Raw genomic sequence first — 23,530 nt, 5'->3', positions numbered from 1 at the left:
GCTCTTAGGAAAGGAGAATTTACAATGGATTATCTAATAGGACAGATCGGTTTGTTCTCGTTTAACTTTGTCCCGAATTACTGGATGGCTTGTGAAGGACAGACCCTGCAGATTAGCCAGTACAGTGCGCTTTACAGCCTGATCGGCGTTCAGTTTGGTGGTAACGGTACCACCACCTTCGGTCTCCCCAACCTGACCAATGCCTCTCCCCAGGCGGGTATGCGCTACTGTATCTGTGTCGTGGGCATCTTCCCAAGCCGGGCCTAGAAGCGTAGACGCATTATTCAGGAGGAATACAGAATGGATTATTTCATAGGGACCGTAGAATTATTCCCCTACACCTTTGCACCATACGGGTGGCTGTACTGTAATGGCCAGATGCTCAACATTATGGAATACGATGTGCTCTTTGCCCTGATCGGCAACAAGTACGGCGGGGACGGCATGAATACCTTTGCCGTTCCCAACCTGCAGGGGACTGAACCAATCCCCGGGACCCACTTTCTTATCTGCTGGGATGGGCTTTTCCCGACGCAGCCCTAATAATCAGAGACCTCATTCCGTTCAGGAGTTAACGCAATGTCAAATCTTGCACTCAATAAAACCGCATTCGCCAATAAATCCATTGCCCCCTATCTGCCGGCACGGGCGGTGGACGGTTTGATAACACCTCTCAACCGCTGGATGGCCACCGGTCTCCCCTGTTGGATGGGGGTCGATCTGGGCGCCGTCTACTGGATCAACAGGTGGGTGGTGAAAATGCCGGGGGGGAGCGGTTGGTCGACTGGCTACAACATGTCGAATTTCAAGCTCCAGGGGAGTCTGGACAACAGCACCTGGTTTGATATGGACAGTATTGTCAACAACAGCTCCAGCGTTGTTGATCGAACCGTGACCGCACGGCAGGTTCGCTATGCGCGGGTTTACGTCACCAGTGGACTCAGTGTCAATAGCAGCCTGGCCGCCATCTTGGAATTCGAGGTGTACGATGCCGCCAACGCCCCGTATCTGACAAACCTCATACCGGTCAACTGGACGCTTTCACCGGTTTTTGGACAAGCGCTGTACAATTATACGGTCAACGTAGGGAGCGAAACAGGGGGCATTCAAATTACCCCCGCCGCTCCGGCTGGCATGGAGATCAAGGTGAAGGGAGTTGTGGTGGCCAGTGGCCAGCCTTCAGCGACGATTACACTGAATACGGGCAACAATGCTATCCCGGTAACGGTGACGTCAGTCGACCGTTCCATGACAGTAGCCTATAACATCACCGTGGTCAGGCCGGGTATTGCCCAAACGGCAACCTTGAGCGGTTTGCTGCTTTTCAACAGTCGTGATCAGGGACTCACGTTTACCCCTCCGTTCACTAAAGATATCAACGGGTACGGAATTACTGTAGCCAATGGCATAGCAACGGTGAAAGTAGCCCCTTCCACCACTATTGCCGGTGCCAGCATTACAGTCAACGGCTCCCCGGTGGCGAGTGGCATCAAATCAGGATTACTCAGCATGAATGTGGGGAGCAACACCATTACGGTTGCAGTCAGTTGCAGCGGCTATACAACCGGCACTTACATCATTACCGTGACACGGGCTGCCTGAAACGGATGACCTGGAGCGGTGAGATCTTACCGGATGCTTCAACCATTTGAGAGAAAGCAGGTGGAAAAATGAAAACATGCAGAGCGCTTGTGATGATTATCGGCCTGTTGGCCGGTATATGTGCAGGAGGGGCGTGCCTGGCGCATGCGGCCGACTGGTCGTTTGTCGATGGCGGCAGTCTCAGTTCGAATAACGCCGCCTTTCCCCAATTCCCGACTACCGCACTCCACAACAACGAACTGTATGTGGCGTGGTACGAATCACTCCCATCCCCGCCGGGTATCAGGATCAAGAAATACAACGGCACATCGTGGAGCGATGCCGGCAGCAGCAGCGCAACCCTGGTGGAAGGGACCACTATCTACCAGGTTCAGCCAGCGCTCGCCTCCTACAATGGCTCTCTGTACGTTGCGTATGTGGACTATGACAGCTTGTGGGGCAACTCCAGGATCCAGATAAAACGGTATAACGGTTCAACCTGGAGTAATTACAACAACAACAATTACAATATCGTCCTTGATCCCATAGGTTCTTGCCCGGATACCCATCCTCATTGCAACGATTATCCAGGGGCAAATATCAACCACATGTTCAACGCGCAGGCCACCAGTCCGTCGCTTTTGGCTGCTAACGGCAAACTCTATGTTTCCTGGATGGAGTGGCCCAATAGCATCGGTCATTACAATATCCGCGTGGCTCAGCTGGATACCAGCGTCAGTCCTGATTGGCAGATGATCGACGGCAACAGCAATACCGGTCTGAACTTTGACGTCAACAAGGATGCCGCGCAAAGTAGTCCCATCCAGATGGCCTGGTTCAACAGTAAACTCTACGTCGGCTGGAACGAGGCCAATGTCCGTTCGGAACTGCGCGTCAAGGAATATAACCCGGCTGGAGGAACCTGGACGTTCGTGGATGGCGGCGCCGCCACCGGTCTGAATTACGACCCACCCAGCCCCATCGACCCCATCAACCGGGATGCCATTGACCCACACCTGGCCGCCTACAACGGGGCGCTGTATGCGATCTGGTCGGAAATTACCTATAACGATCCAACCTGGGGCGCTACGAGTGAACTTCGCTACAAAAAATTTAACGGCACTGCCTGGAGCAGTGACGGGAGCAGCGACGGCAGGAGTCTGCTCAACTTTGACATTACCAATGCCCCGTATTACCCTACGACCGCCGTACACAACAATCTCCTGTATACGGCCTGGAGCGAGGCGGCGGAAGTCCCGGCTGGATCCAATAATTATTTTCAGCAACTTCGCGTGGCGAGCTTTGACGGCACGAGCAGAACCATGATCGATGGCAACATTTTCACCGGCCTGAACGGAACGACCACAAATTCAGTGTATCAGCCAAAACTCGCCAGCTTCAACGGCGATCTCTATGCCGTGTGGCGAGAATCGACCGATTATCCCTTGTATCAGAACTGGATCAGGGTCAAGAAACTTCCGCTCCCCCCCTATGTTACTTCCGTTGCAGTTCCGGCCAATGGTACCTATAAGAGCGGCGACAATCTTTATTTCACAGTCACCTTCAACAAGGCGGTAACGGTGGCAGGCGGCACTCCGTCCCTGCCGGTCACACTGGACACCGGCGGCACAGTGCAGGCTACCTATCAGCCGGGTAGCAGTACAGCAACGGCCCTGGTCTTCCGCTATACCGTGGCCAGCGGGGGTGCTGATTCAAATGGCATAACAGTCGGGACAGTACTTAACGCCAACGGCGGCACGTTACGGGACGCGGATGCGGATAACGCCGACCTGACCCTGAATGCGGTCGCCTCCACGGCAGCTGTCATGGTGGACGGTGTGGCTCCGACCGCTGCCATATCGTACTCGCCGGCCGGTCCGTACAAGGCAGGTGACAGCGTGACCATCACCGCCACCTTCAGCGAGGCCATGGCTGCTGCTCCGGTTCCGCAGATCGTCATCTCCGGCGCCAATACCCTGGCCGCCACCACCATGACCAGAAGCAGTGCCTCGGTGTATACCTATGCCCATACGGTCGCTGCCGGCAGCGGCGTCGCCACGGTGTCGCTCTCAGTCGGCGCCGACCTGGCGGGAAACAGTGTCGTTGCTGCCCCCACCAGTGGCGCCACTTTTGTCGTGATGCCCGCACCGACTGTAACCACTACTGCTGCCTCCGGCATTACCGCCAGCGGGGCGACCCTGAACGGCACGATCAACGCCAACGGTTACAGCACCACCGTTACCTTTGATTACGGCCTGACCGCCAGTTATACAACTACCGGGCTCGCCGCGGCTCCGAGTTCGGTAACCGGATCCACCAACACAGCTGTTTCCACGGCCATAACAGGCCTGACCTGCGGTGGCACCACCTATCACTTCCGGGTCAACGGGGTTAGCAGCGGCGGCACTACCACCGGCGAAGACCTGACCTTCACAACAGCTCCGTGTGTCAGTACCACGAGCGTCGCTTCATTTGTTGCTGCCACTCGTTCCAGCGGCACTTCGGTTGCTATCTCTGAATTTATCGCCAGCGACGTTGGCGCAGGTGTTGCCGGCTACCTGATCACCACCACCAACACCCCGCCGGCTGCCGGAGATGCGGGCTGGAGCGGTAGCGCACCGACCTCCTATACCGTTCCCGGCAGCGGCAGCTACACCCTCTACCCCTGGGTAAAGGATGCTGCCGGGGATGTTTCAGCGGTCTTCGGCTCACCGGTTACGGTTGGCGTCTACAGCGTACTGTACGCTGCGCCCGGCGGCGCGGCCAGCGGCTTCTGCGACACCTGGGGCAACGCTTGCGAGTTTCGTTTTGCCCTGGCCAATGCGGTCAGCGGACAGGAGATCCGGGTCAAGGCGGGCACCTATACGCCGACTGTAGGCACCGACCGCAGTGCAACCTTTCAGCTTGTCTCCGGCGTGGCGCTCTACGGCGGCTTCAACGGTAGCGAAACTACCCGGGAAGAGCGCAACTGGACAACGAATGTCACCATCCTGAGCGGCGACATTGGTACTCAGGAGGATTCCAGCGACAACTCCTACCATGTGGTTACTGGTGCTACCGGTGCTACCTTGGATGGCGTCACCATAACCGGCGGCAATGCCAACGGAACTTACCAGAATACTCTCGGCGGTGGGATGTACAATGTCAGCGCCAGCCCGTTAGTGAACAACTGTGTGTTCAGTAACAATTCCGCTGCCTCCAATGGCGGAGGGATGCACAATCAAGATTCTGCCAATCCGATAGTAACCAACTGCTCCTTCAGCGGCAATCACGCTTATTTAGGCGGAGCAATTTTCAATGTAGTTTCCAGTCCGACAATTACCAACTGCACTTTCAGCGGCAACTCAGCAATCGGCGGCGGAGCAATAGCGAATTTCAGTGCCAATCCGACGCTGGCTAACTGTACCGTTAGTGCCAATGTCGCCGCCGAACTCGGCGGTGGAATGTATGGTACAGAGAATAGCAACACAACAGTACGTAACAGCATCTTTTGGGGCAACAGCGGCGGAGAGATTATTAATTTCTCCAGTACCCTCAATGTTAGCTACAGCATCGTACAGGGTGGCTATGCCGGCACCGGCAACCTCTCGGCCGACCCACTACTGACTCCGATCAGCTGGCATGGCGGCGTGATTCAGACCATGGCGCTGCTCCCCGGTTCAGCGGCCATCGATGCCGGTGATCCAGCCACCTGCGCCGCCACCGACCAGCGCGGGCTGATCCGTCCACAACTGGCTGGCTGCGACATCGGCGCCTTCGAGTCCGGGGGATTCTCGCTGGCTAAAACCGGTGGTGACGGTCAGAGCGCAGTGGCCGGTACACCTTTTACTGCGCCGCTGACCTTGACCATTACGGCCAATTTTCCCGGTGAACCGGTCAACGGCGGTGTACTTACCTTCACCGCCCCCAGTTCAGGACCCAGCACCAGTCCCGCCAGCAGTACCGCTACCATTGCCGGCGGTGCTGTTTCCCAGGGTGTAACCGCCAACGGTACCGTTGGTTCTTACAGCGTTACCGCCAGCGCTGCTGGAACCACTGGCGTCTCTTTCAATCTGTTTAACACCGCTCCGCCCACCTGCATCGTCACCGGCAGCGTCACCCTAGGGAGCGGCGGCATCACCTGCGATTCGCCTGTGACATCAGGTACCCCGTCGGTCTGCACACTAGCACCCGACAGCGGCTGGTACACCGCAGCACTGACGGATAATGACCAAGATGTGTTTGCGGCTATCGTGGTCAACAAATACAACATCCCCAGTGTCACCGTGGATCACGCTGTCGCCGCCACCTTCCAGGAATACTTCGTGCGGCGCATGACCGGCAGCACTCCCGCGTACTACCTGAATATTGCCGATGCCCTAGCAGACGCTACCGAGGGTGACTCAATCCTGCTGCTGGATTTGTTGTTCAGCGGTGACGTCACCTTCGACCAGGCAGCTGCGATCCGGGTGGAAGGGGGCTATGCCTCTGGCTTCGGCAGCATCACCGGGTATACGGTTCTGGACGGCAAGGTGATCGTCAAGGGGGGCAAGGTGGTTATGCGGGGAATCAGGGTGAAGGGGGTCATGATGAAGTAGGGGCGCACGAAGGTCGCTTCAGAATTTCGGTCCAAAATTTCATTGAAGGAGAATCTTATGCTTAGAAAATATGAAAGGATCATACTGATTGTTGTCTTTCTGTTCAATGTGACCGTTTCCGGTGCCTTTAGCGCGGTTCCACAGACTATCAACTACCAGGGATACCTGACCAATACCGCCGGGTCGCCGGTCAGTGACACAATCCCCATGGTTTTCTCGCTCTATGATGTGGCTTCGGGGGGGGCGGCGCTCTGGACCGAGTCGCATTCGGTCGTTGTCACCAATGGTATCTATAGCGTACTGCTGGGTTCGGCAGGTGTTCCTGTGAATCTTCCGTTTGATGTCAATTATTTTCTCGGTGTGGCAGCCGGGGGCGCTGGTGAGATGACACCCAGAATACCGCTGACCAGCACGGGATACACATTCAGGGCGGAAAACGCCAACACCGCCGCCGCGGCGACGAATTTCAGCGGCAGTCTTGTTGGAGATGTCAGCGGGACTCAGGCTGCGACCACTGTCAGCTTTGTTTGGGGGCAGAGTGCTGCAAACGTGGCATCCGGTGTAGTAGCTGCCAACAATGCCACTTCCATGAATACTCCCAACACGATTGCACGGCGCGACGCCTCCGGCAACTTCTCCGCCAACAGCATTACTGCCAATCTTAGTGGAAATGCCATGACTGCAACAGCCCTGGCAGCCAATGGCACTAACTGCCCTGCGGGGCAGTACCCGTTGGGTGTTGATGCCTCCGGCAACGCAGAAGGCTGTACTGCTGCCGGAGGCTCTGCGACCATTGTATATTCAGGCGGCACCAGCAACGCAAAAACGGGTGTGAACTATTATTCGGCCAATGGCCAATCTCTTCCCAACATATACAGCGACAGTATGATGAATGTAGTCCCGATGTCATGTACTGCCAGGAATTTGTATATCACTCTCTATCACTGGCAAACCGGCGATAGTGGAAGTTATATCGTGACACTTATGCTCGGGACGAACGGTGTTCAGAGCCCGCAAGCATTGACATGCACGGTAGCTAACTCCGGAGCTGCCGATTCTGTAACTAAATGCAGTGACACCACACATTCGGTAAGTATCTCTGCCGGGAGTTATATCAGCATCAAGATCGATGGAAGCGCCGCGACTTATAGTGGCAGTAACGGACCGGAGATGGCATGGGGATTCACTTGTCAATAACATAAGAACGCACATTGTTGCACCACTGCACAAACAGGAATAGCAACAGCTTAGAAGAGAGGAATAACGTTAAGAATTACGCGAAAAACATGGCGTTGGATGTGACGACGCGACTGTGAGGATGGGGTAAAGGGAAGAAGCGGATGGGTAATAAGCTGCCTCCCCTTATTTCCACACGGAGAGGGTGAAGATAACGTCGTAGATGGTTTTTTATTAATGGATACATTGACAACGGGGTACAAGCAAAGGGGGAAAATCATGATAGTACGAAACAGCCTGAAGTACTGGTACCGCTACTGCGTCACTCTGGTTCTCGTCGTTCTGTCTGTTTTTGCTGTGGCGGGTCAGGCCTCTGCCGCGACTTACGATTTTGCCAGCGTGGGAGCGGCAGTCGGTGAATTCAAGCCTCAGGGGAACCGCTTTCTCGTCAGTAAGGCCTTTGAAAACGACTCGGCTCCCAACACAACCGCCATCTGGTACAACAATGTCAGCGCGCCCGATCCGAAAACCGTCACCGGCATGATCATCAAGGCCGATGGGACGAATCTTACCTCTTTTGACCTTACGGGCATGAAGTTCACCATCTATGACTATCCCTCCAATCCGTCGGAAGATATTACGAACCTGATGGTGACCGGAACCAGGGCTGATACCACAACAGTAAGCGTCACGGTGAATCCCCCCTCCACGGCTCCAGGGGCCTCATTCACCCTGGAAGGATTAACATCCCTGAGTGCATTCACCAATATTTCCCAGCTTTCCTTCGATATCACCACGAACAACGCGGTCTACAACATCGATTTCTCCACTATTACCCTCGCCAACGAGGTCTATCCGACCATTAATCCGCCGACAATCCAAGCGACTAATGCCCAGACGGTTGCTATCGGCAGCACCGAGTTGAACCTGGGCTGGACCAGCGGTAACGGCGGCTCCCGGGTGGTCTTCGCCAAGGCCGGTGTAAGCACCGGCGCGCCATCCCCCGTTAACAGCACCACCTATGCGGCCAATTCCGATTTCAGCCTTGCCGCCGACCCGGACAGCGACGGCTGGAAATGCGTCTACAACGGCAATGGCAGCTCTGTCTTTGTGTCAGGCCTGACCGCTACGGCCCAGTACCGCTTCGTGGTCTTTGAATACAATGGTTCCAGCGGCAACGAGAAATACCTTGCCACCGTCGCTGGTAACGTCTTTAACCAGACTACGGGCGGAAGCCTCGGCGTCTGGTCCAGGGGAGATATTCAAACTCTCAATGCGGAGAACTTCTGGACCTGGACCGACGCCGCCCGGGACAACAGCGGCAACAGTTACGTGGCCCATCGTTACAGCGGCGCCGGGTATGAGATGCGGGTGGAAAAGTGGAACGGTTCTGCCTGGTCCACCCTTACAAGTTTCAACGCCACTTCCGCCGGATATACCTCAATCAGTGATTACTCGTCCATAGCGGTAATAGGTACTGACGATCTGCGTCTGGCCATCCAGGGCGGGACCGGTTCTTTGACTTCCAGTCCAAGGGGGGTCATTCATGCCAAATATCAGGGTGGGGCATGGTTGTTCCAGAACGTTGAGTTCAACAGTGATCCCAATGGGTGGAAAAACACCTATACTCCTGTAATTTCGGTGGACGGAAACGGCAATTCCCATATTCTCTATGACTTGAACGATGCGAACACCCATACACAGTACATAAAGCTGGCATCCTGGAACGGCTCCAACTGGACCTACCAGACCCTGAGCACAATTCCCGGCAGTAATAGCTACAACGAGGTCAAGCACGATTACGTGCTCATCAGCGACTCAAACAATAAACAGCACATCTTCTACTTCCGCGAGACTGCCATGAGCGTGAGGGATCTCCACCACTGGACTAATAGCGGCGCATCCCCGTCCGACGAGATCATCTTCTCCGGCAGCACTGATTCTCCCTATAAACTCTATGGTGCCATCGACAGCGGCGGCAAGTTTCACGTTACTTATGGTGAAGATGCCTTGCTCGGCAGAAAGGTTATGTACCTCACGAACAAGACCGGCTCATGGGTAGTGCAGCCGCTGCTGATCTCGACGGCAGGATGGCAGAAGGGATTCACTCCTCTTGAACTGGCGATCAACGGCAATGGAGACATGGTCATCCCGGTACGTTCACAAGCGGACAAGGTCTTCAAGGCATTGCTCAAGAAGGGAAGTAATCCGTGGCAAATCTCCTCCCTGTCGGCAGCGGATACCGGAACCGACTGGGAAGACGCCGGCTTCAGTTATAATTCTACAGGCGCCACCTTCCGGGATGATGGCAAGGTGTTGATCGCTTTCGCCAATGCCCTTGATGCACGGCCCCGCAAATTAATGTACGCCGTGGCCTCGCTCACTCCGCCGACCGTAACCGGCATCAGCCCCACCTTCGGTTCAACCGCCGGGGGAACAGTGGTAACAATTACCGGCACCGGTTTCGAGAACGGCGCGACCGTGACCATCGGAGGCGCAGCCGCCACGGGCGTAACCTGGAACAGCGCTATTTCGATTTCGGCCACTACCCCGGCAGGGACGGCAGGAGCGAAAAATGTGGTGGTGACCAATCCGGATACCCAGACCGGGACACTGACGGGCGGCTTTACCTATATAGCCAACGTCACTCCGACCTTCGTCGTCGCCACCACCACCCTGACGGTCAACCAGAACTCCACCGCAACTGACATCAAGGGCCTGCTCCATGTCAGCGACAGCGACGTTGGCCAGACCGAGACCTGGTCCCAGAGCGCCGCCCCCAGCCACGGAACCCTCAGCTTTTCCAGCGCCACGGCCAGTTCCGGCAGCGCCGACATCACCCCCGGCGGCATCATAACCTACACCCCGACCACAGGCTACAGCGGCAGCGACAGCTTCACTGTCCAGGTAAGCGACGGCATTGCCGCAGCCACGCGGACGATTACGGTAACGATTGTGGCCCAGGCCGATCTTGCCATCACGATGACTGACGGCGTAACCACTGCCACTCCCGGCGGGTCTGTGACCTATACAATAACCGCATCTAACGCCGGTCCCAGCAACGCGCCCGGCGCGACGGTAGCGGATACATTCCCGGCTGACCTGACAGGCACCTGGACCTGTGTGGGCGTCGGCGGCGGAACCTGCACAGCCGCCGGCAGCGGCAATATCAATGACACGGTGAACCTGCCCGCCGGCGGTAGCGTAACCTATACGGTAACCGCGGCCATCAGCGCATCGGCCACCGGCATGCTGTCCAACACCGCAACGGTCACAAGCCCCGCAGGCGTGACCGACCCGGCCCCGGACAACAACTCTGCTACGGATACTGACACTCTGAGCGCCATGGCCGATCTTTCGATCACCAAGACCGACGGCGTGACGTCCGCGACGCCTGGCGGCAGCGTAACCTATACCATCACCGCATCAAATGCCGGTCCCAGCAACGCGCCCGGCGCAACAGTAGCGGATACATTACCGGCTGTGCTGACAGGTGCCTGGACCTGTGTGGGCGTTGGCGGTGGAACCTGCACCGCCTCCGGCAGCGGCAATATCAACGACACGGTGAACCTGCCCGCCGGAGGCAGCGTAACCTATACGGTCAGCTCGGCCATCAGCGCATCGGCCACCGGTACGCTGTCCAACACGGCCACGGTAACGTCGCCGGCGGGGACGACGGACCCCACTCCCGGCAACAACAGCGGCACAGATGTGGATACGCTGACCCCCGTTGCAGATCTGTCCATCACCGTGACCGACAGTGTGAGTACGGCGACACCGGGCGGCTCGGTGACCTATACGATTTCGGTGACCAATTTGGGGCCAAGTGATGCTGGCGGAGCAGTTGTTACCGACACATTTCCCGCCGCCTTGACCAACATAACCTGGACCGGTCCTTATGGAGGCCCACGCAGTGGTGACATCAACGACGTCATAAATCTGCCTGTGGGTGCCAGCATAACCTATACCGCCACCGGTACGCTCAGTGCTGCGGCAACGGGTACGTTGTCGAACACGGCCACGGTATCGGTGCCCGGGGGGACGACTGACCCCACCCCCGGCAACAACAGCGCCACGGATACGGATACGCTAATTGCCACATTGGCCGTAAATTTCGGCGGTCTGGGTGGCAACAAGATCGACAGCACGGCACCGGCTGCCGATATCAACTGCCTGAAAGGGGACCAGGGCAGCACCTGCCATATGGTTGTGTCTGCGGGGACGCCGGTTACCATCGCCGCCACCACGGACTGGAAGTCGGTCTTTGCGGGGTGGAGCGGCGATTACACCGGCGGTCTGAATCCGGTGACGATCACCATGAATGGCAACAAAAACGTGACCGGCACCTTCGACCTCAATTACAAGGCCAAGCTGTCGCTGGCCGGATCACCATATGCTAGCATTCAGGACGCCTATAATGCTGCCGAAAGCGGTGAAACGATCCTGGTTCAGACGTATTTCTTCCAGGAACCACAAGGTGTGACGCTTGGCTTGCTGTCTCCCAAGACCATCACCATTAAAGGCGGGTATGCCGACAACGGTTATGCTGCGGTCAGCGGTGTGACGACTGTCCGGGGGCCGTTAAAGATACAGAGCGGCAAGCTGATTGTGGAGCGATTGAAGATCAAGGCACCGTAAAACGACTTCTGTTGGATGAAACAACAGCGGCCCGCCAGAAATTTGGTGGGCCGCTGTTGTTCAAGTGAAGCATTTGTGTATTCCGGTTGACACATCCGATTATCTATATTATCGTTCAAAACCCGCCTGATACAGGCTAATCAACTGTTTGACGGCACGAAACAAACTTACAAAAGGACATTAAATCTTATGCGCAGCGATATGATCAAAAAAGGCCTGGAACGTACACCACACCGTGCCCTCCTCAAAGGCACCGGCGTACCCCAGAGCCAGATGGACAAACCCTTCATTGGCGTGGCCACCAGCTTTACCGACCTGATCCCCGGACACGTGGGGATGCGCGACCTGGAACGCTTCATCGAGAAGGGCGTTCATTCCGGCGGCGGCTATGCCTTCTTCTTCGGCATCCCCGGCGTCTGCGACGGCATGGCCATGGGGCACAAGGGGATGCACTATTCCCTGCCGACCCGTGAGCTGATCGCCGATATGGTTGAATCCGTAGCCGAGGCCCATCGTCTGGACGGTCTGGTGCTTCTGACCAACTGCGACAAGATCACCCCCGGCATGCTGATGGCCGCCGCACGATTGAACATCCCTTGCATCGTGGTGACCGCCGGGCCGATGATGAGCGGCCGCGGGCAATCCGGTCGCCAGTATTCATTCGTATCCGACACCTTTGAGGCCATGGCCCGCTACAAGGCCGGCGTGATCAGTGACAAGGAACTGCAGGTCTGTGAAGATAACGCCTGTCCCGGTATGGGGTCCTGCCAGGGACTGTTTACCGCCAATACCATGGCGATCCTGACAGAGACCATGGGCATGAGTCTGCCGCGCTGCGGCACCGCCCTGGCGGTTTCGGCACTCAAGCGCCGCATTGCCTTTGCCTCCGGAGAAAAAATTGTCGAGCTGGTGCACAATGACGTCAAGCCGCGCGACATCATGACCCGGGCCGCTTTCGAGAATGCCATTCGGGTTGACCTGGCCCTGGGAGGCTCGTCCAATACGGTGCTGCACCTGCTGGCAATTGCCCGCGAGGCCGAAGTGGAGCTGCCGCTGGAACTGTTTGATGAACTCGGCAAGGATACGCCTCAGTTGGCCTCCATGAATCCGGCCGGAGAGCACTTCATGGAAGACCTGGATATCGCCGGAGGTGTTGCCGGGGTATACAAACAGCTGGGAAGCAAGATCAAGGATACACAGACACTGTTCGGCCTGACGACGCATCAGCTGGCTGAAAGCATACAGAATGTAGATGAGGAGGTTATCCGCCCGCTTGGGAACCCGATAAAGAAGGAAGGTGGCATCGCCATCCTGTCCGGAAATATCGCTCCCAAAGGGGCCGTCGTCAAGCAATCGGGCGTATCGGCGGCCATGATGCAGTTCGAAGGCACGGCCCGCTGCTTTGATGCCGAAGAGTTGGCCATGGCCGCTATTATGGAGGGAAAGATCACCTCCGGTGATGTGGTCGTGATCCGCTACGAAGGCCCCAAGGGCGGTCCCGGGATGCGCGAGATGCTGGCGCCGACTGCCGCCATCATGGGCATGGGTCTGGGCGATTCGGTGGCCCTGATTACCGACGGCCGTTTTTCCGGCGGCACCCGTGGTCCCTGCATCGGACATATCTCTCCCGAGGCGGCCGAAGGCGGTCCGATTGCTCTGGTGGAAGAGGGCGACCGGATCCTGCTTGATATTCCGGCCCGCAAGCTGGAACTGCTGGTGGACGAAGCCACCCTGGCTGTACGCCGGGCAAAGTGGTGTGCGCCGGAACCGAAGATCAAGACCGGCTGGCTGGCACGCTATGCCAAGGCGGTAACGTCGGCCCATACGGGAGCGGTTACGACGGCGGACTAGATGTTTTAATTCACCGCAGAGGACGCAGAGGAAACCCTGAAAAACAGATGCTTGCATCAATTAGTCTGCAAGACTGGAAGAGCGAGTTATGTGTTTTTATAGGTATTGATTTTCTCTGCGACCCTCCGCGTACTCTGCGGTAAACAGATTGTTACAAATTGAACTAAACAATACGAGGTATCACCATGAAAATGAACGGTGCACGAATCATGCTGGAATGTCTCAAGAAAGAGGGGGTCGATACGATCTTCGGCTATCCGGGAGGCACAGTTATCAATATCTATGACGAACTCTTCAGTTTCAAGGAGATTCGCCATATCCTGCCGCGCCACGAACAGGCCGGCACACATGCCGCAGACGGTTATGCCCGTGCCACCGGCAGGGTAGGGGTCTGCCTTGCTACCTCAGGGCCGGGTGCGACCAACACGGTGACCGGGATCGCTACCGCCTATATGGACTCGATTCCGATGGTGATCATCACCGGCCAGGTGCCAACCCCCCTGATCGGCAACGATGCCTTTCAGGAGGTCGATATCATTGGCATTACCCGTCCCTGTACCAAACACAGCTTCCTGGTCAGGGATGTCAAGGATCTGGCCCTGATCATGAAGAAGGCCTTTTATATCGCCCGGACCGGCCGTCCCGGACCCGTGCTGGTGGACCTGCCCAAGGATGTGCAGATCGCCCAGACCGAATTCGTTTATCCCGAAACGGTTGATATCCGCAGCTACAAGCCGAACATCACCGGTCACCCGCGCCAGGTAGAAAAGGCCATGGACATGATGCTGGCATCACACCGGCCGGTCATGTATGTGGGGGGCGGGGCCGTGCTGGGGAACGCAGCCGAAGAATTAACTGCTCTCTGCCGAAAGCTGACGATCCCGGTTACAACCACCCTGATGGGACTGGGTTCCTTCCCCGAAAATGACCCGAATTCGCTGGGCATGCTGGGGATGCACGGCTCCTATTGCGCCAATATGGCCATGACCAACTCGGATCTGATCATCGCCATCGGGGCACGCTTCGATGACCGGGTGACCGGCAAACTGACCACCTTTGCACCCCATGCCAAGATCATTCATGTTGATGTCGACCCTACCTCCATCAAGAAAAACGTCCGGGTTGATCTGCCGATCGTTGGTGATGTCCGGGACGTCCTGACCAAGATGATCAAGCAGGCGGACAAGCTCAAGGAGAAAGTGACGGAATTCAAGACCGCACTCGCCACCTGGCATGATGATATTGCCGGCTGGAAGGTAAAACACCCGATCGGATACAAGAACAGCACCACGATCATCAAGCCCCAGTTTGTCATCCAGAAACTGCGTGAACTGTCCGACGCTGACGCAATCATCTCGACCGATGTCGGCCAGCACCAGATGTGGACGGCCCAGTTCTTTCAGTTCAATAAGCCTCGTACCCTGCTGACGTCCGGCGGTCTTGGAACCATGGGGTACGGCCTTCCTGCTGCCATGGGCGCCCAGGCGGCATTTCCCGGACGCCAGGTGATCACGATCTGCGGTGACGGCGGGGTCCAGATGAACATTCAGGAACTGGCCACCCTGGTGCAGAACAAACTTCCGGTGAAGATTGTCATCCTCAACAACAATTTCCTTGGTATGGTTCGTCAGTGGCAGGAGTTGTTCTTTGACAAGCGCTATTCCAGCACCTGCATGGAGCTGCCGATCGACTTCGTCAAGCTGGCTGATGCCTACGGAGCCAAAGGCTTCAGTACTGCCAAGCCGTCTGAGGTGGATAAGATCATCAAGCAGGGCTTCAAGGAAAAAGGCCCGGTGATCATGGAGTTCAAGATCGCCCGCGAGGAAAAGGTGCTGCCGATGGTTCCGGCCGGGGCGGCACTGAACGAGATGGTATTGAACGCATAATCGATTTTTAAGAAATTCTGGAGGGTTCTTCCATGCAACATACAATATCAGTACTGGTGGAAAATGAATTCGGTGTGCTGTCGCGCGTGGCCGGCCTGTTTTCGGGGCGTGGTTTCAATATCGATTCTGTGACTGTTGCCCCGACCAATGAAGAAGGCATGTCGCGCATGACCATCGTCACGCGCGGCGATGAGCAGATCCTGGAGCAGATCAACAAGCAGCTCAACAAGCTGATCGACGTCATCAAGGTCATCGATTTTACCGACGGCAGCGGCATTGAGCGTGAAATGGCCCTGGTCAAGGTTACGGCCGAGGACGAGAGCCGCGCGGAGGTGCTGCGGATCGTGGATATCTTCCGGGCCAAGATTATCGATGTAACACCCAAGTCCTACACCATTGAGGCGACCGGCAATCCGGTCAAGATCGACGCCATCCTCGATCTCCTGCGTCCACTGGGACTCAAGGAGCTGGTTCGTACCGGTGCCGTTGCCATTGGGCGCGGTGCCAAGGGGTGGAAGGGATAAGCGGCTCTTTGCGATAAAGTCAAGGAAGAGCCGCCACGAAACTGGCGGCTTTTCTTTTCTGTTAATCAGTTCGTTCAATTGCCCTGACCATGGCCGAAACAGCTATTTACGTTGACAGCTGACGGTTTATATAGTATTTTCAGCTCCTTTTTATCTTGTTCAGATAAAAAGGATAACGTGTCTTGACGAATATATTTCTGGCAACAGCCTCAGGATATATTTCTAACTTACTAACAGTTTGACCGGTTTGCCGGATACTTATAATGGAGGAATAGAACAGATGAATGTATATTACGATCGTGATTGTGATCTCGCATTGATAAAAGCGAAAAAAGTTACCATAGTCGGTTACGGCTCCCAGGGACATGCCCATGCCTGCAACCTCAAGGATTCCGGGGTTGATGTAACAGTGGCGCTGCGTGAAGGTTCGACCTCAGCAGTCAAGGCGACGAACGCCGGCCTCAAGGTGGCAACCGTGGCCGAAGCAGTGGCCACGGCAGATTTGGTGATGATCCTGACTCCGGATGAGTTCCAGTCGACCCTCTATCGCGACGAGATCGCACCGAAGCTCAAACAGGGTGCAGCCCTGGCCTTTGCCCATGGCTTTGCCATCCATTACAACCAGGTTGTGCCGCGCGCCGACCTCGATGTCATCATGATCGCCCCCAAGGCGCCCGGTCATACGGTCCGATCCGAGTTTGTGAAAGGCGGCGGGATTCCCGACCTGATCGCGGTTTTCCAGAATGCTTCCGGCAAGGCCCGCGAATTGGCTCTCTCCTATGCCAGCGCTATTGGCGGCGGCCGTACCGGCATTATTGAGACCACCTTCAAGGACGAAACCGAAACCGACCTGTTCGGCGAGCAGGCCGTGCTCTGCGGCGGTGCGGTGGAGCTGGTGAAGGCCGGTTTCGAGACTTTGGTCGCAGGCGGCTATGCCCCTGAAATGGCCTATTTCGAGTGTCTGCATGAACTTAAGCTGATTGTAGACCTGATGTATGAAGGCGGCATCGCCAATATGAACTACTCCATCTCCAACAATGCGGAGTATGGCGAATATGTCACCGGCCCGAAGGTCATCAACGACCAGAGCCGTGCGGCCATGAAGGAGTGTCTGGACAATATCCAGAATGGCAATTATGCCAAGCAGTTCATTCTCGAAGGGGCGACGAACTACCCGGAGATGACGGCACGTCGTCGTCTCAATGCAGCCCACCCGATCGAGGTGGTCGGTGCTCAGTTGCGGAGTATGATGCCCTGGATCCAGAAAATTGTTGATAAAACCAAAAACTAACCGATAGTCAGTGCTCATCACGACACCCCTTTGCCCTTGCGGGAAAGGGGTGTCTGTGCATTTAGTAAGTTAGAATTGTTTTCTGAGGCTTTTAGTACGTTAGAACTCTTTCTACGGTTATCAGAAAAAGTTCGTGAACGTACTTATTCTGAGCATCGGGGCAAGCAGAAAACAATTCATTAACGCACCAATCCTGTATATCAGGGCCAGGCAGGGATAATGAACAACAACGGTATCATCGCCAGAGAAGGATATCCCTTCATCGCATATTCAGTCATCCTGACCGCACTACTGACTCTTTCCGCCTGGAAGCTGCTTTCTGTTGTCTTGGCTGTACCGGCTGCAATTTCTTTTCTTCTGACCCTGTTTGTCATATCCTTTTTCCGTAATCCTGAGCGTACGCCGCCTGGCGATGATAAGACGGTTGTTGCCCCGGCTGATGGTACGGTCATCGTTGTCGAACGCGTGTCTGAAACACCCCTGGGGACGGAAGCACTCAAGATCAGTATTTTCATGTCGGTCTTTAATGTGCATGTCAACCGTGCCCCGCTCGATGGCAGGGTGGTTAACATTGCCTATCATCCCGGTAGGTTTCTTGACGCCAGGGATGGCCGGGCTTCCAGTGAAAATGAACGTAACGGTGTCGTGCTGGAGACAGTATCCGGCATACGGATTGCTTTTGTACAGATTGCCGGGCTGATTGCACGGCGGATCATTTGCTATCCGAAAGTGGGTGATGTTCTGGTGCGTGGTACACGCTACGGGTTGATTCGTTTCGGTTCGCGGGTAGATGTCTACCTGCCTGCAGATGTTGAGCCGTTGGTCAAGCTGGGCGATATCACTGTAGCCGGCGAGACGGTATTGGGACGCATCGAGTAAGCGGAGAGGCACTCATATGGACACTGAAATGCAAGAGCAGCGGGTTGAAAAAACCGAAAGCATCAAGCGGGGAATCTATATACTTCCCAACCTGGTGACCACTGCCAGCCTGTTTGCCGGTTTTTATAGTCTTGTGTCCATACTCAATAAGGATTTCCGCACGGCTGCCATAATGATCTTCGTTTCGGCTGTGTGTGACGGTCTGGATGGCAAGGTTGCCCGCATGACCGGCACTACCAGCAAATTCGGTGTGGAATACGATTCACTGGCCGATGTTGTTGCCTTTGGTGTGACCCCCGCACTGTTGGCCTATTCCTGGGCTCTCACTCCCTATCATGAACTCGGCTGGGTGGCTGCGTTTTTGTTTGTGGCTTGTGGAGCGCTGAGATTGGCGCGTTTCAACGTGCAGGTCAATACGGTTGAAAGCAAGCGTTTTGTAGGACTGCCCATACCGGCGGCAGCATGCATGGTCGCCTCCACCGTGCTGTTTTTACAACACCTGAACCGATTGCCGCAGGACCTTTTTCAGGCCCCGTTCATGTTCAAACGTGTGGCAATCATAACCCTGATTTATCTGCTGGCCTTTCTGATGGTTTCCAACTTTCGTTACTATTCCTTTAAGGATCCGGCACTGATCAGGCGGCAACCCTTTGGATTCCTGCTCCTGGCGGTTGTGTTGCTGATTGTTGTCGTACTGAAACCGGTTGTAATGACTTTTTCTATTATGCTGGTATATGTACTCTCCGGTCCGGTTGGATTCATTCTGACATGGCCGCGCCGCCGTCGCCTTGAAAAAGCCGTCCATAAGGGGCACGAAGCGGTTCTGCGTGATGGGGAGCCTTGACGTTGCAGAAGCTGAGTATGATCAGTGGATGTCAAACAGATCTGCAGTAATGCCTTGTTGAGTGATTTCCAGTGTTGCGTAGGATGCACGCTGCGCTGCGAGCATCATGGTGCCGGGGTTTACGGCCAGGATCCCTGACAGGTTGGTGATTGTCGCACGGTGGGTATGGCCGAACAGTACGGCATCAGCACCGACCTCCCGGGCACGCTTATCAAGTCTGGCCAACCCGTATTTGACCCCGTAGGCATCCCCGTGGACCAGCAGCAACCTTTTCCCTTCAAACTCCCAAAGCAGTTCTCGTGGCGAGGTGGACCCGAGGTCGCAATTTCCGGCAATATGAATGACGCGCACCTCCAGGGCATCCTCAAGGAGAGCTGCATCTTCAGCGCCGTCCCCCAGGTGGATCAGCACGTCGAAAGGTTCCGCCAGTGTGCAGGACTTGAACGCCAGGGGGAAATTGCCATGGGTATCTGAAATGACAAGAATGCGCATGAAGTAAGTCTAGCAGAAACCGGTTTTTAATGAAAATACAAAAGGCACTCCGGGGCATTGAACCATGACAAAAAAAATACTACTGACAGCTGCGGTGATTGTGGTTTTCATCACCCTGCTCTTTGTCGGCTGCGTCTTCATTGTTAAAGCTTTGCTGTCTGATGGAGAACGACAGTTCGTAGATAAACCGGGGATCGGTTTGATTGAAGTCAAGGGGATGATTCTTGACTCACGGGAAACGGTCCGCCAGTTGCGGCACTTCTTGAAGAAAGACGATATCAAGGCTGTGGTGTTGCGGGTGGATTCTCCGGGTGGCGTGGTGGCGCCTTCCCAGGAAATCTACGAAGAGGTCAAACGGTTTGCTGCAAAGAAGAAGATTGTCGTCTCCATGGGGAGCCTGGCAGCATCGGGCGGGTACTACATCTCCGCGCCAGCTACGTTGATCTATGCCAATCCGGGAACGATAACCGCAAGTATCGGCGTTATTATCAAGCTCTCCAATATCGAGGCCTTGATGGACAAGATCGGCATCAAGTCAACGGTCATAAAAACCGGAAAATACAAGGATTCAGGGTCGCCGGTGCGGGCATTGACTGCAGAGGACCGGGCCATGTTCCAGTCGGTAATCGACAGTACCCATAACCAGTTTATCAAAGCGGTCGCCAGCGGGCGCAAGCTGCCGGAAGAGGAGGTGCGCAGAATCGCCGATGGTCGGGTGCTCTCGGGTGAGCAGGCCCTGGCGCTCAAGCTGGTTGACCGTTTGGGCACATTTCAGGATGCCATTGAAGAGGCCGGAAAGCTGGCCGGCATCAAGGGTGAACCTGAGGTGATCCTGCCTCCCAAGAAGAAGCTCAATTATCTGGATTTTCTGACTGAAGGGGTTGAGGAAAGCTTCGATGGGGCATTGAATAAAGCCGGGCGGGGGATGCAGTTGATGTATCAGTAGGGGAATGTCAGGGTAGGGGGCGAACCCGCAAACCCTGACACAGAGCCCCGGGCTTTATTTTCTTTTCTGCAGTCTGGCGTGTGCCGCCAGAAGAATGTTTTCGGTTGTGGCCCAGTCAATGCAGGCATCAGTGATGGATACCCCGTATTTCAGCTGCTTGAGGTCCGCGGCGATCTTCTGGTTCCCGGCTTCGAGATTGCTTTCGATCATCACGCCGGAGATGGATCTGTTGCCGTTTACGACCTGCTGCACAACACTTTCCAGCACCTCGGGCTGTTTCAGGTAATCCTTGCTGGAATTGCCATGGCTGCAGTCAACCATGATGGTCGGAATCAGGCCGTTTTTCTGCAGACTCTCTTCCGTGTGGAGAATGTCTTCCGGATGGTAATTGACTTTTCGCGACCCTCCCCGCAGAACGATGTGTACATCAGGGTTGCCGGTAGTCTGGATGATCGAGGTACGCCCCTCGCGATTGATGCCCAGGAAGCTGTGTTGATGCTGGGCGGCCTTCATGGCGTCAATGGCGATCTGCAGGTTGCCGTCCGTACCGTTTTTGAAGCCGACCGGGAAGGACAATCCGCTGGACATCTCGCGATGGGTCTGGGACTCGGTAGTCCGGGCGCCGATAGCTCCCCAGCTGATCATATCGGCTACGTATTCCGGTGTAATCGGATCAAGCATTTCATTGGCAACCGGTACTTCCAGTTCAGTTATTCTCAGGAGCAGGCCCCGGGCAATCCCCAGCCCTTTGGATATCAGGTGCGAGCCGTCCATGTCGGGATCGTTGATCAAGCCTTTCCACCCTACGGTGGTTCGCGGCTTCTCAAAATAGACCCGCATTACCAGCAACAGCTGGTCATCTACGCGTCGTGCCAGGGCTGCCAGTCGCCGGGCATACTCAACGGCTGCGTCCGGGTCGTGGATGGAGCAGGGGCCGACAACCACCATCAGTCGCTGATCCCGACGGTGTAGAATCGCTTTGAGCCGCTCACGGCTTTTGTTGACAAACTCTGCCCGCAATGCCGATAACGGAAAAACCTGACGCAGGTCGGCTGGAGCGATGATTGGGGTGATGCCGGAAATTTTGAGGTTATTGGTCTTGATCATCTAGGTAGGCTCCCAGTAAAGTAATCTGACATTTATAGTGTTTATTGCTGTTATTGTCAATCAAAGTCTGGATATTTGCGTAACTAAATCAATATGTTAATTTTAGCCAAAAGGATGTTTGGTACATTGCAAATATATTTCTGTGATTTTTGAACGATTATCAAGGCGGGGGATCGGATATGAAGCGGGCCGTGTTTATTGACCGTGATGGCACGATTAACGTAGAAAAAGAGTATCTGTACCTGGCAGAGGAGTTTGAATTCATTCCGGGTGCGCCGGAAGCTATCCGGATGCTGAATGCGGCCGGTTTTCTGGTGGTTGTTGTAACGAATCAGTCCGGTGTCGCTCGTGGCTACTACACCGAAGAAGATGTGCATCTCCTGCATCGTCACATTGCCTCGCAGCTGGAACTGGCCAATGCCAGGGTTGATGCATGGCTGTATTGCCCGCATCACCCCTCGGGGCGTGGAAGTTACGCACTTCCCTGCAAGTGCCGCAAGCCTCAGCCTGGCATGCTGCTGGAGGCGGCCCGCCGTTTTGACATCGATCTTGAGTCATCGATCATGATCGGTGACAAGCGGGTTGATGTAGAAGCGGGCCGCGCGGCCGGGTGCAGGACAATCCTTGTTCGGACCGGCTATGGTCGTGAGGAGGAGCCCGGACTTTCTGAAGGGGTCGAGGTGCTTGACGACCTGCTGGCGGCAGCAGGAAGCATTGCGGGATTGCGCGTTTGAGGTTTGACAGTCAACCTGCAGGAGTGTAAAGTTATTTATTTTGTTGTAACTACGTTGGAAGGAGCAAGAAATCCATGGCACAACCTATAACCAAGGGCATAATCCTGGCAGGAGGCGCCGGAAGCAGGTTGTATCCTCTGACGCTGGTCGCCAGCAAGCAACTGCAGCCGGTCTATGACAAGCCGATGATCTACTATCCACTGGCGACTCTGATGGCGGCAGGGATCAGCGATATACTGCTGATCTCCACTCCTCTGGATACCCCTCGTTTCCAGGCCTTGCTGGGTGATGGTTCGCGCTGGGGCATAAAGCTGAGCTACAAGGTCCAGCCAGAACCGAAGGGAATTGCTCAGGCCTTTCTGGTCGGTGAGGAGTTTATCGATAACAAACCGGTCTGCCTGATCCTGGGCGACAACATCTTCTATGGCAAGATGAACCTGGACCGCATTGTGGCGGAATTTGAAGGGGGCGCCCGCATCTTCGGATACCCGGTGCATGACCCGGAACGCTACGGCGTGGTCGAGTTTGATGCGGACGGCAAGGTGCTGAGTATCGAAGAAAAACCGAAGCAGCCCAAATCCAACTATGCCGTTCCCGGGTTGTACCTGTACGATCAAAACGTGGTGAAAACTGCACAGTCTATCGCTCCCTCGCCTCGCGGAGAACTGGAAATTACCGATGTCAACCTACACTATCTGCGGCGAGGTGAATTAACGGTCGAGCGACTGGGGCGAGGTATTGCATGGCTTGATACCGGAACCCACAAGAGTCTGCTGGAGGCCAGCAATTATATTGAGATCATTGAATCCCGCCAGGGATTGAAGATTGCCTGCCTGGAGGAGATAGCCCTGAGGCGCCGCTTTATAGACTGTGCCCATATGCGTCAGATCATCGGCGAAACCCCCACATCGCCCTACCGTGAGTACCTCCAGCAGGTCTACGATGAAACCCTGTTGTGTGGAGCTGAATGACATCCGTTTTTTTGCTGCAGGCAGGCTTGCGCC

The 23,530-nt window shown here is 55.6% G+C and carries 17 protein-coding genes; 15 read left to right on the top strand and 2 right to left on the bottom strand.

Features of this window, described 5'->3' with window-relative positions; all coding sequences use genetic code 11:
* Positions 1-24: 24 nt before the first annotated feature.
* From ACOCF6_RS23840 to pssA, 12 genes are all read left to right on the top strand, one after another.
* A complete protein-coding gene (locus ACOCF6_RS23840) occupies positions 25-267 on the top strand; it encodes a phage tail protein (RefSeq protein WP_482463005.1) in 243 nt (80 codons plus the stop codon).
* A 33-nt stretch (positions 268-300) separates the two neighbouring features.
* The gene (locus ACOCF6_RS23835; protein WP_482463004.1) at positions 301-543 is read left to right on the top strand and encodes a phage tail protein; all 243 of its coding nucleotides are present in this window, start codon (positions 301-303) and stop codon (positions 541-543) included.
* Between the two features lie 36 nt (positions 544-579).
* Positions 580-1,602 (top strand): cadherin-like beta sandwich domain-containing protein, encoded by a 1,023-nt coding sequence (locus ACOCF6_RS23830; RefSeq protein ID WP_482463002.1) that lies wholly within the window; start codon positions 580-582, stop codon positions 1,600-1,602.
* Positions 1,603-1,670: 68 nt separating this feature from the next.
* Complete coding sequence (locus tag ACOCF6_RS23825; RefSeq protein WP_482463000.1) at positions 1,671-6,158, top strand: choice-of-anchor Q domain-containing protein; 4,488 nt, start codon at positions 1,671-1,673, stop codon at positions 6,156-6,158.
* A 57-nt stretch (positions 6,159-6,215) separates the two neighbouring features.
* Positions 6,216-7,355: a hypothetical protein gene (locus tag ACOCF6_RS23820; RefSeq protein ID WP_482462998.1), complete on the top strand. Its 1,140-nt coding sequence runs from the start codon at positions 6,216-6,218 to the stop codon at positions 7,353-7,355.
* A gap of 258 nt (positions 7,356-7,613) precedes the next feature.
* Positions 7,614-11,972: an IPT/TIG domain-containing protein gene (locus ACOCF6_RS23815; protein WP_482462996.1), complete on the top strand. Its 4,359-nt coding sequence runs from the start codon at positions 7,614-7,616 to the stop codon at positions 11,970-11,972.
* A 189-nt stretch (positions 11,973-12,161) separates the two neighbouring features.
* Positions 12,162-13,823: a dihydroxy-acid dehydratase gene (gene ilvD / locus ACOCF6_RS23810; RefSeq protein ID WP_482462994.1), complete on the top strand. Its 1,662-nt coding sequence runs from the start codon at positions 12,162-12,164 to the stop codon at positions 13,821-13,823.
* A gap of 185 nt (positions 13,824-14,008) precedes the next feature.
* Positions 14,009-15,709: a biosynthetic-type acetolactate synthase large subunit gene (gene ilvB, locus ACOCF6_RS23805; RefSeq protein ID WP_482462992.1), complete on the top strand. Its 1,701-nt coding sequence runs from the start codon at positions 14,009-14,011 to the stop codon at positions 15,707-15,709.
* A gap of 32 nt (positions 15,710-15,741) precedes the next feature.
* The gene (gene ilvN, locus ACOCF6_RS23800; RefSeq protein ID WP_482462990.1) at positions 15,742-16,233 is read left to right on the top strand and encodes an acetolactate synthase small subunit; all 492 of its coding nucleotides are present in this window, start codon (positions 15,742-15,744) and stop codon (positions 16,231-16,233) included.
* A gap of 280 nt (positions 16,234-16,513) precedes the next feature.
* Positions 16,514-17,524, top strand: a complete 1,011-nt coding sequence (gene ilvC, locus ACOCF6_RS23795) for a ketol-acid reductoisomerase (protein WP_482462988.1) — start codon at positions 16,514-16,516, stop codon at positions 17,522-17,524.
* A gap of 216 nt (positions 17,525-17,740) precedes the next feature.
* Positions 17,741-18,403: a phosphatidylserine decarboxylase family protein gene (locus tag ACOCF6_RS23790; RefSeq protein ID WP_482463436.1), complete on the top strand. Its 663-nt coding sequence runs from the start codon at positions 17,741-17,743 to the stop codon at positions 18,401-18,403.
* A 28-nt stretch (positions 18,404-18,431) separates the two neighbouring features.
* Positions 18,432-19,247 (top strand): CDP-diacylglycerol--serine O-phosphatidyltransferase, encoded by an 816-nt coding sequence (pssA, locus tag ACOCF6_RS23785; protein ID WP_482463434.1) that lies wholly within the window; start codon positions 18,432-18,434, stop codon positions 19,245-19,247.
* Positions 19,248-19,268: 21 nt separating this feature from the next.
* Here the strand turns inward: pssA and ACOCF6_RS23780 are convergent, their stop codons facing one another.
* Positions 19,269-19,739 (bottom strand): metallophosphoesterase family protein, encoded by a 471-nt coding sequence (locus ACOCF6_RS23780; protein WP_482462986.1) that lies wholly within the window; start codon positions 19,737-19,739, stop codon positions 19,269-19,271.
* A gap of 64 nt (positions 19,740-19,803) precedes the next feature.
* On the opposite strand from ACOCF6_RS23780, the gene sppA reads away from it, so the two are divergent.
* On the top strand, positions 19,804-20,685 hold the full coding sequence (gene sppA, locus ACOCF6_RS23775) for a signal peptide peptidase SppA (protein ID WP_482462985.1): 882 nt from the start codon (positions 19,804-19,806) through the stop codon (positions 20,683-20,685).
* A 54-nt stretch (positions 20,686-20,739) separates the two neighbouring features.
* On the opposite strand, the gene ACOCF6_RS23770 is transcribed toward sppA, so the two are convergent.
* Positions 20,740-21,792, bottom strand: a complete 1,053-nt coding sequence (locus tag ACOCF6_RS23770) for a 3-deoxy-7-phosphoheptulonate synthase (RefSeq protein ID WP_482462983.1) — start codon at positions 21,790-21,792, stop codon at positions 20,740-20,742.
* Between the two features lie 179 nt (positions 21,793-21,971).
* On the opposite strand from ACOCF6_RS23770, the gene gmhB reads away from it, so the two are divergent.
* Together gmhB and rfbA are read left to right on the top strand one after the other, a co-directional pair.
* Complete coding sequence (gene gmhB / locus ACOCF6_RS23765) at positions 21,972-22,526, top strand: D-glycero-beta-D-manno-heptose 1,7-bisphosphate 7-phosphatase (protein WP_482462981.1); 555 nt, start codon at positions 21,972-21,974, stop codon at positions 22,524-22,526.
* Between the two features lie 74 nt (positions 22,527-22,600).
* Positions 22,601-23,497 carry a glucose-1-phosphate thymidylyltransferase RfbA gene (gene rfbA / locus ACOCF6_RS23760; RefSeq protein ID WP_482462979.1) on the top strand — a complete coding sequence of 299 codons (897 nt, stop codon included), beginning with the start codon at positions 22,601-22,603 and terminating at the stop codon, positions 23,495-23,497.
* Positions 23,498-23,530 lie beyond the last annotated feature (33 nt).

The organism is Geobacter psychrophilus (assembly GCF_056821595.1).
This window is presented reverse-complemented; position numbering and strand designations above follow the sequence as displayed.

What these genes read in the sequence shown, in the direction of transcription:
- ACOCF6_RS23840 (WP_482463005.1), top strand. Translation starts at nt 25, where the DNA reads ATGGATTATCTAATAGGACAGATCGGTTTGTTCTCGTTTAACTTTGTC.
- ACOCF6_RS23835 (WP_482463004.1), top strand. Translation starts at nt 301, where the DNA reads ATGGATTATTTCATAGGGACCGTAGAATTATTCCCCTACACCTTTGCA.
- ACOCF6_RS23830 (WP_482463002.1), top strand. Translation starts at nt 580, where the DNA reads ATGTCAAATCTTGCACTCAATAAAACCGCATTCGCCAATAAATCCATT.
- ACOCF6_RS23825 (WP_482463000.1), top strand. Translation starts at nt 1,671, where the DNA reads ATGAAAACATGCAGAGCGCTTGTGATGATTATCGGCCTGTTGGCCGGT.
- ACOCF6_RS23820 (WP_482462998.1), top strand. Translation starts at nt 6,216, where the DNA reads ATGCTTAGAAAATATGAAAGGATCATACTGATTGTTGTCTTTCTGTTC.
- ACOCF6_RS23815 (WP_482462996.1), top strand. Translation starts at nt 7,614, where the DNA reads ATGATAGTACGAAACAGCCTGAAGTACTGGTACCGCTACTGCGTCACT.
- ilvD (WP_482462994.1), top strand. Translation starts at nt 12,162, where the DNA reads ATGCGCAGCGATATGATCAAAAAAGGCCTGGAACGTACACCACACCGT.
- ilvB (WP_482462992.1), top strand. Translation starts at nt 14,009, where the DNA reads ATGAAAATGAACGGTGCACGAATCATGCTGGAATGTCTCAAGAAAGAG.
- ilvN (WP_482462990.1), top strand. Translation starts at nt 15,742, where the DNA reads ATGCAACATACAATATCAGTACTGGTGGAAAATGAATTCGGTGTGCTG.
- ilvC (WP_482462988.1), top strand. Translation starts at nt 16,514, where the DNA reads ATGAATGTATATTACGATCGTGATTGTGATCTCGCATTGATAAAAGCG.
- pssA (WP_482463434.1), top strand. Translation starts at nt 18,432, where the DNA reads ATGCAAGAGCAGCGGGTTGAAAAAACCGAAAGCATCAAGCGGGGAATC.
- ACOCF6_RS23780 (WP_482462986.1), bottom strand. Translation starts at nt 19,739, where the DNA reads ATGCGCATTCTTGTCATTTCAGATACCCATGGCAATTTCCCCCTGGCG.
- sppA (WP_482462985.1), top strand. Translation starts at nt 19,804, where the DNA reads ATGACAAAAAAAATACTACTGACAGCTGCGGTGATTGTGGTTTTCATC.
- ACOCF6_RS23770 (WP_482462983.1), bottom strand. Translation starts at nt 21,792, where the DNA reads ATGATCAAGACCAATAACCTCAAAATTTCCGGCATCACCCCAATCATC.
- gmhB (WP_482462981.1), top strand. Translation starts at nt 21,972, where the DNA reads ATGAAGCGGGCCGTGTTTATTGACCGTGATGGCACGATTAACGTAGAA.
- rfbA (WP_482462979.1), top strand. Translation starts at nt 22,601, where the DNA reads ATGGCACAACCTATAACCAAGGGCATAATCCTGGCAGGAGGCGCCGGA.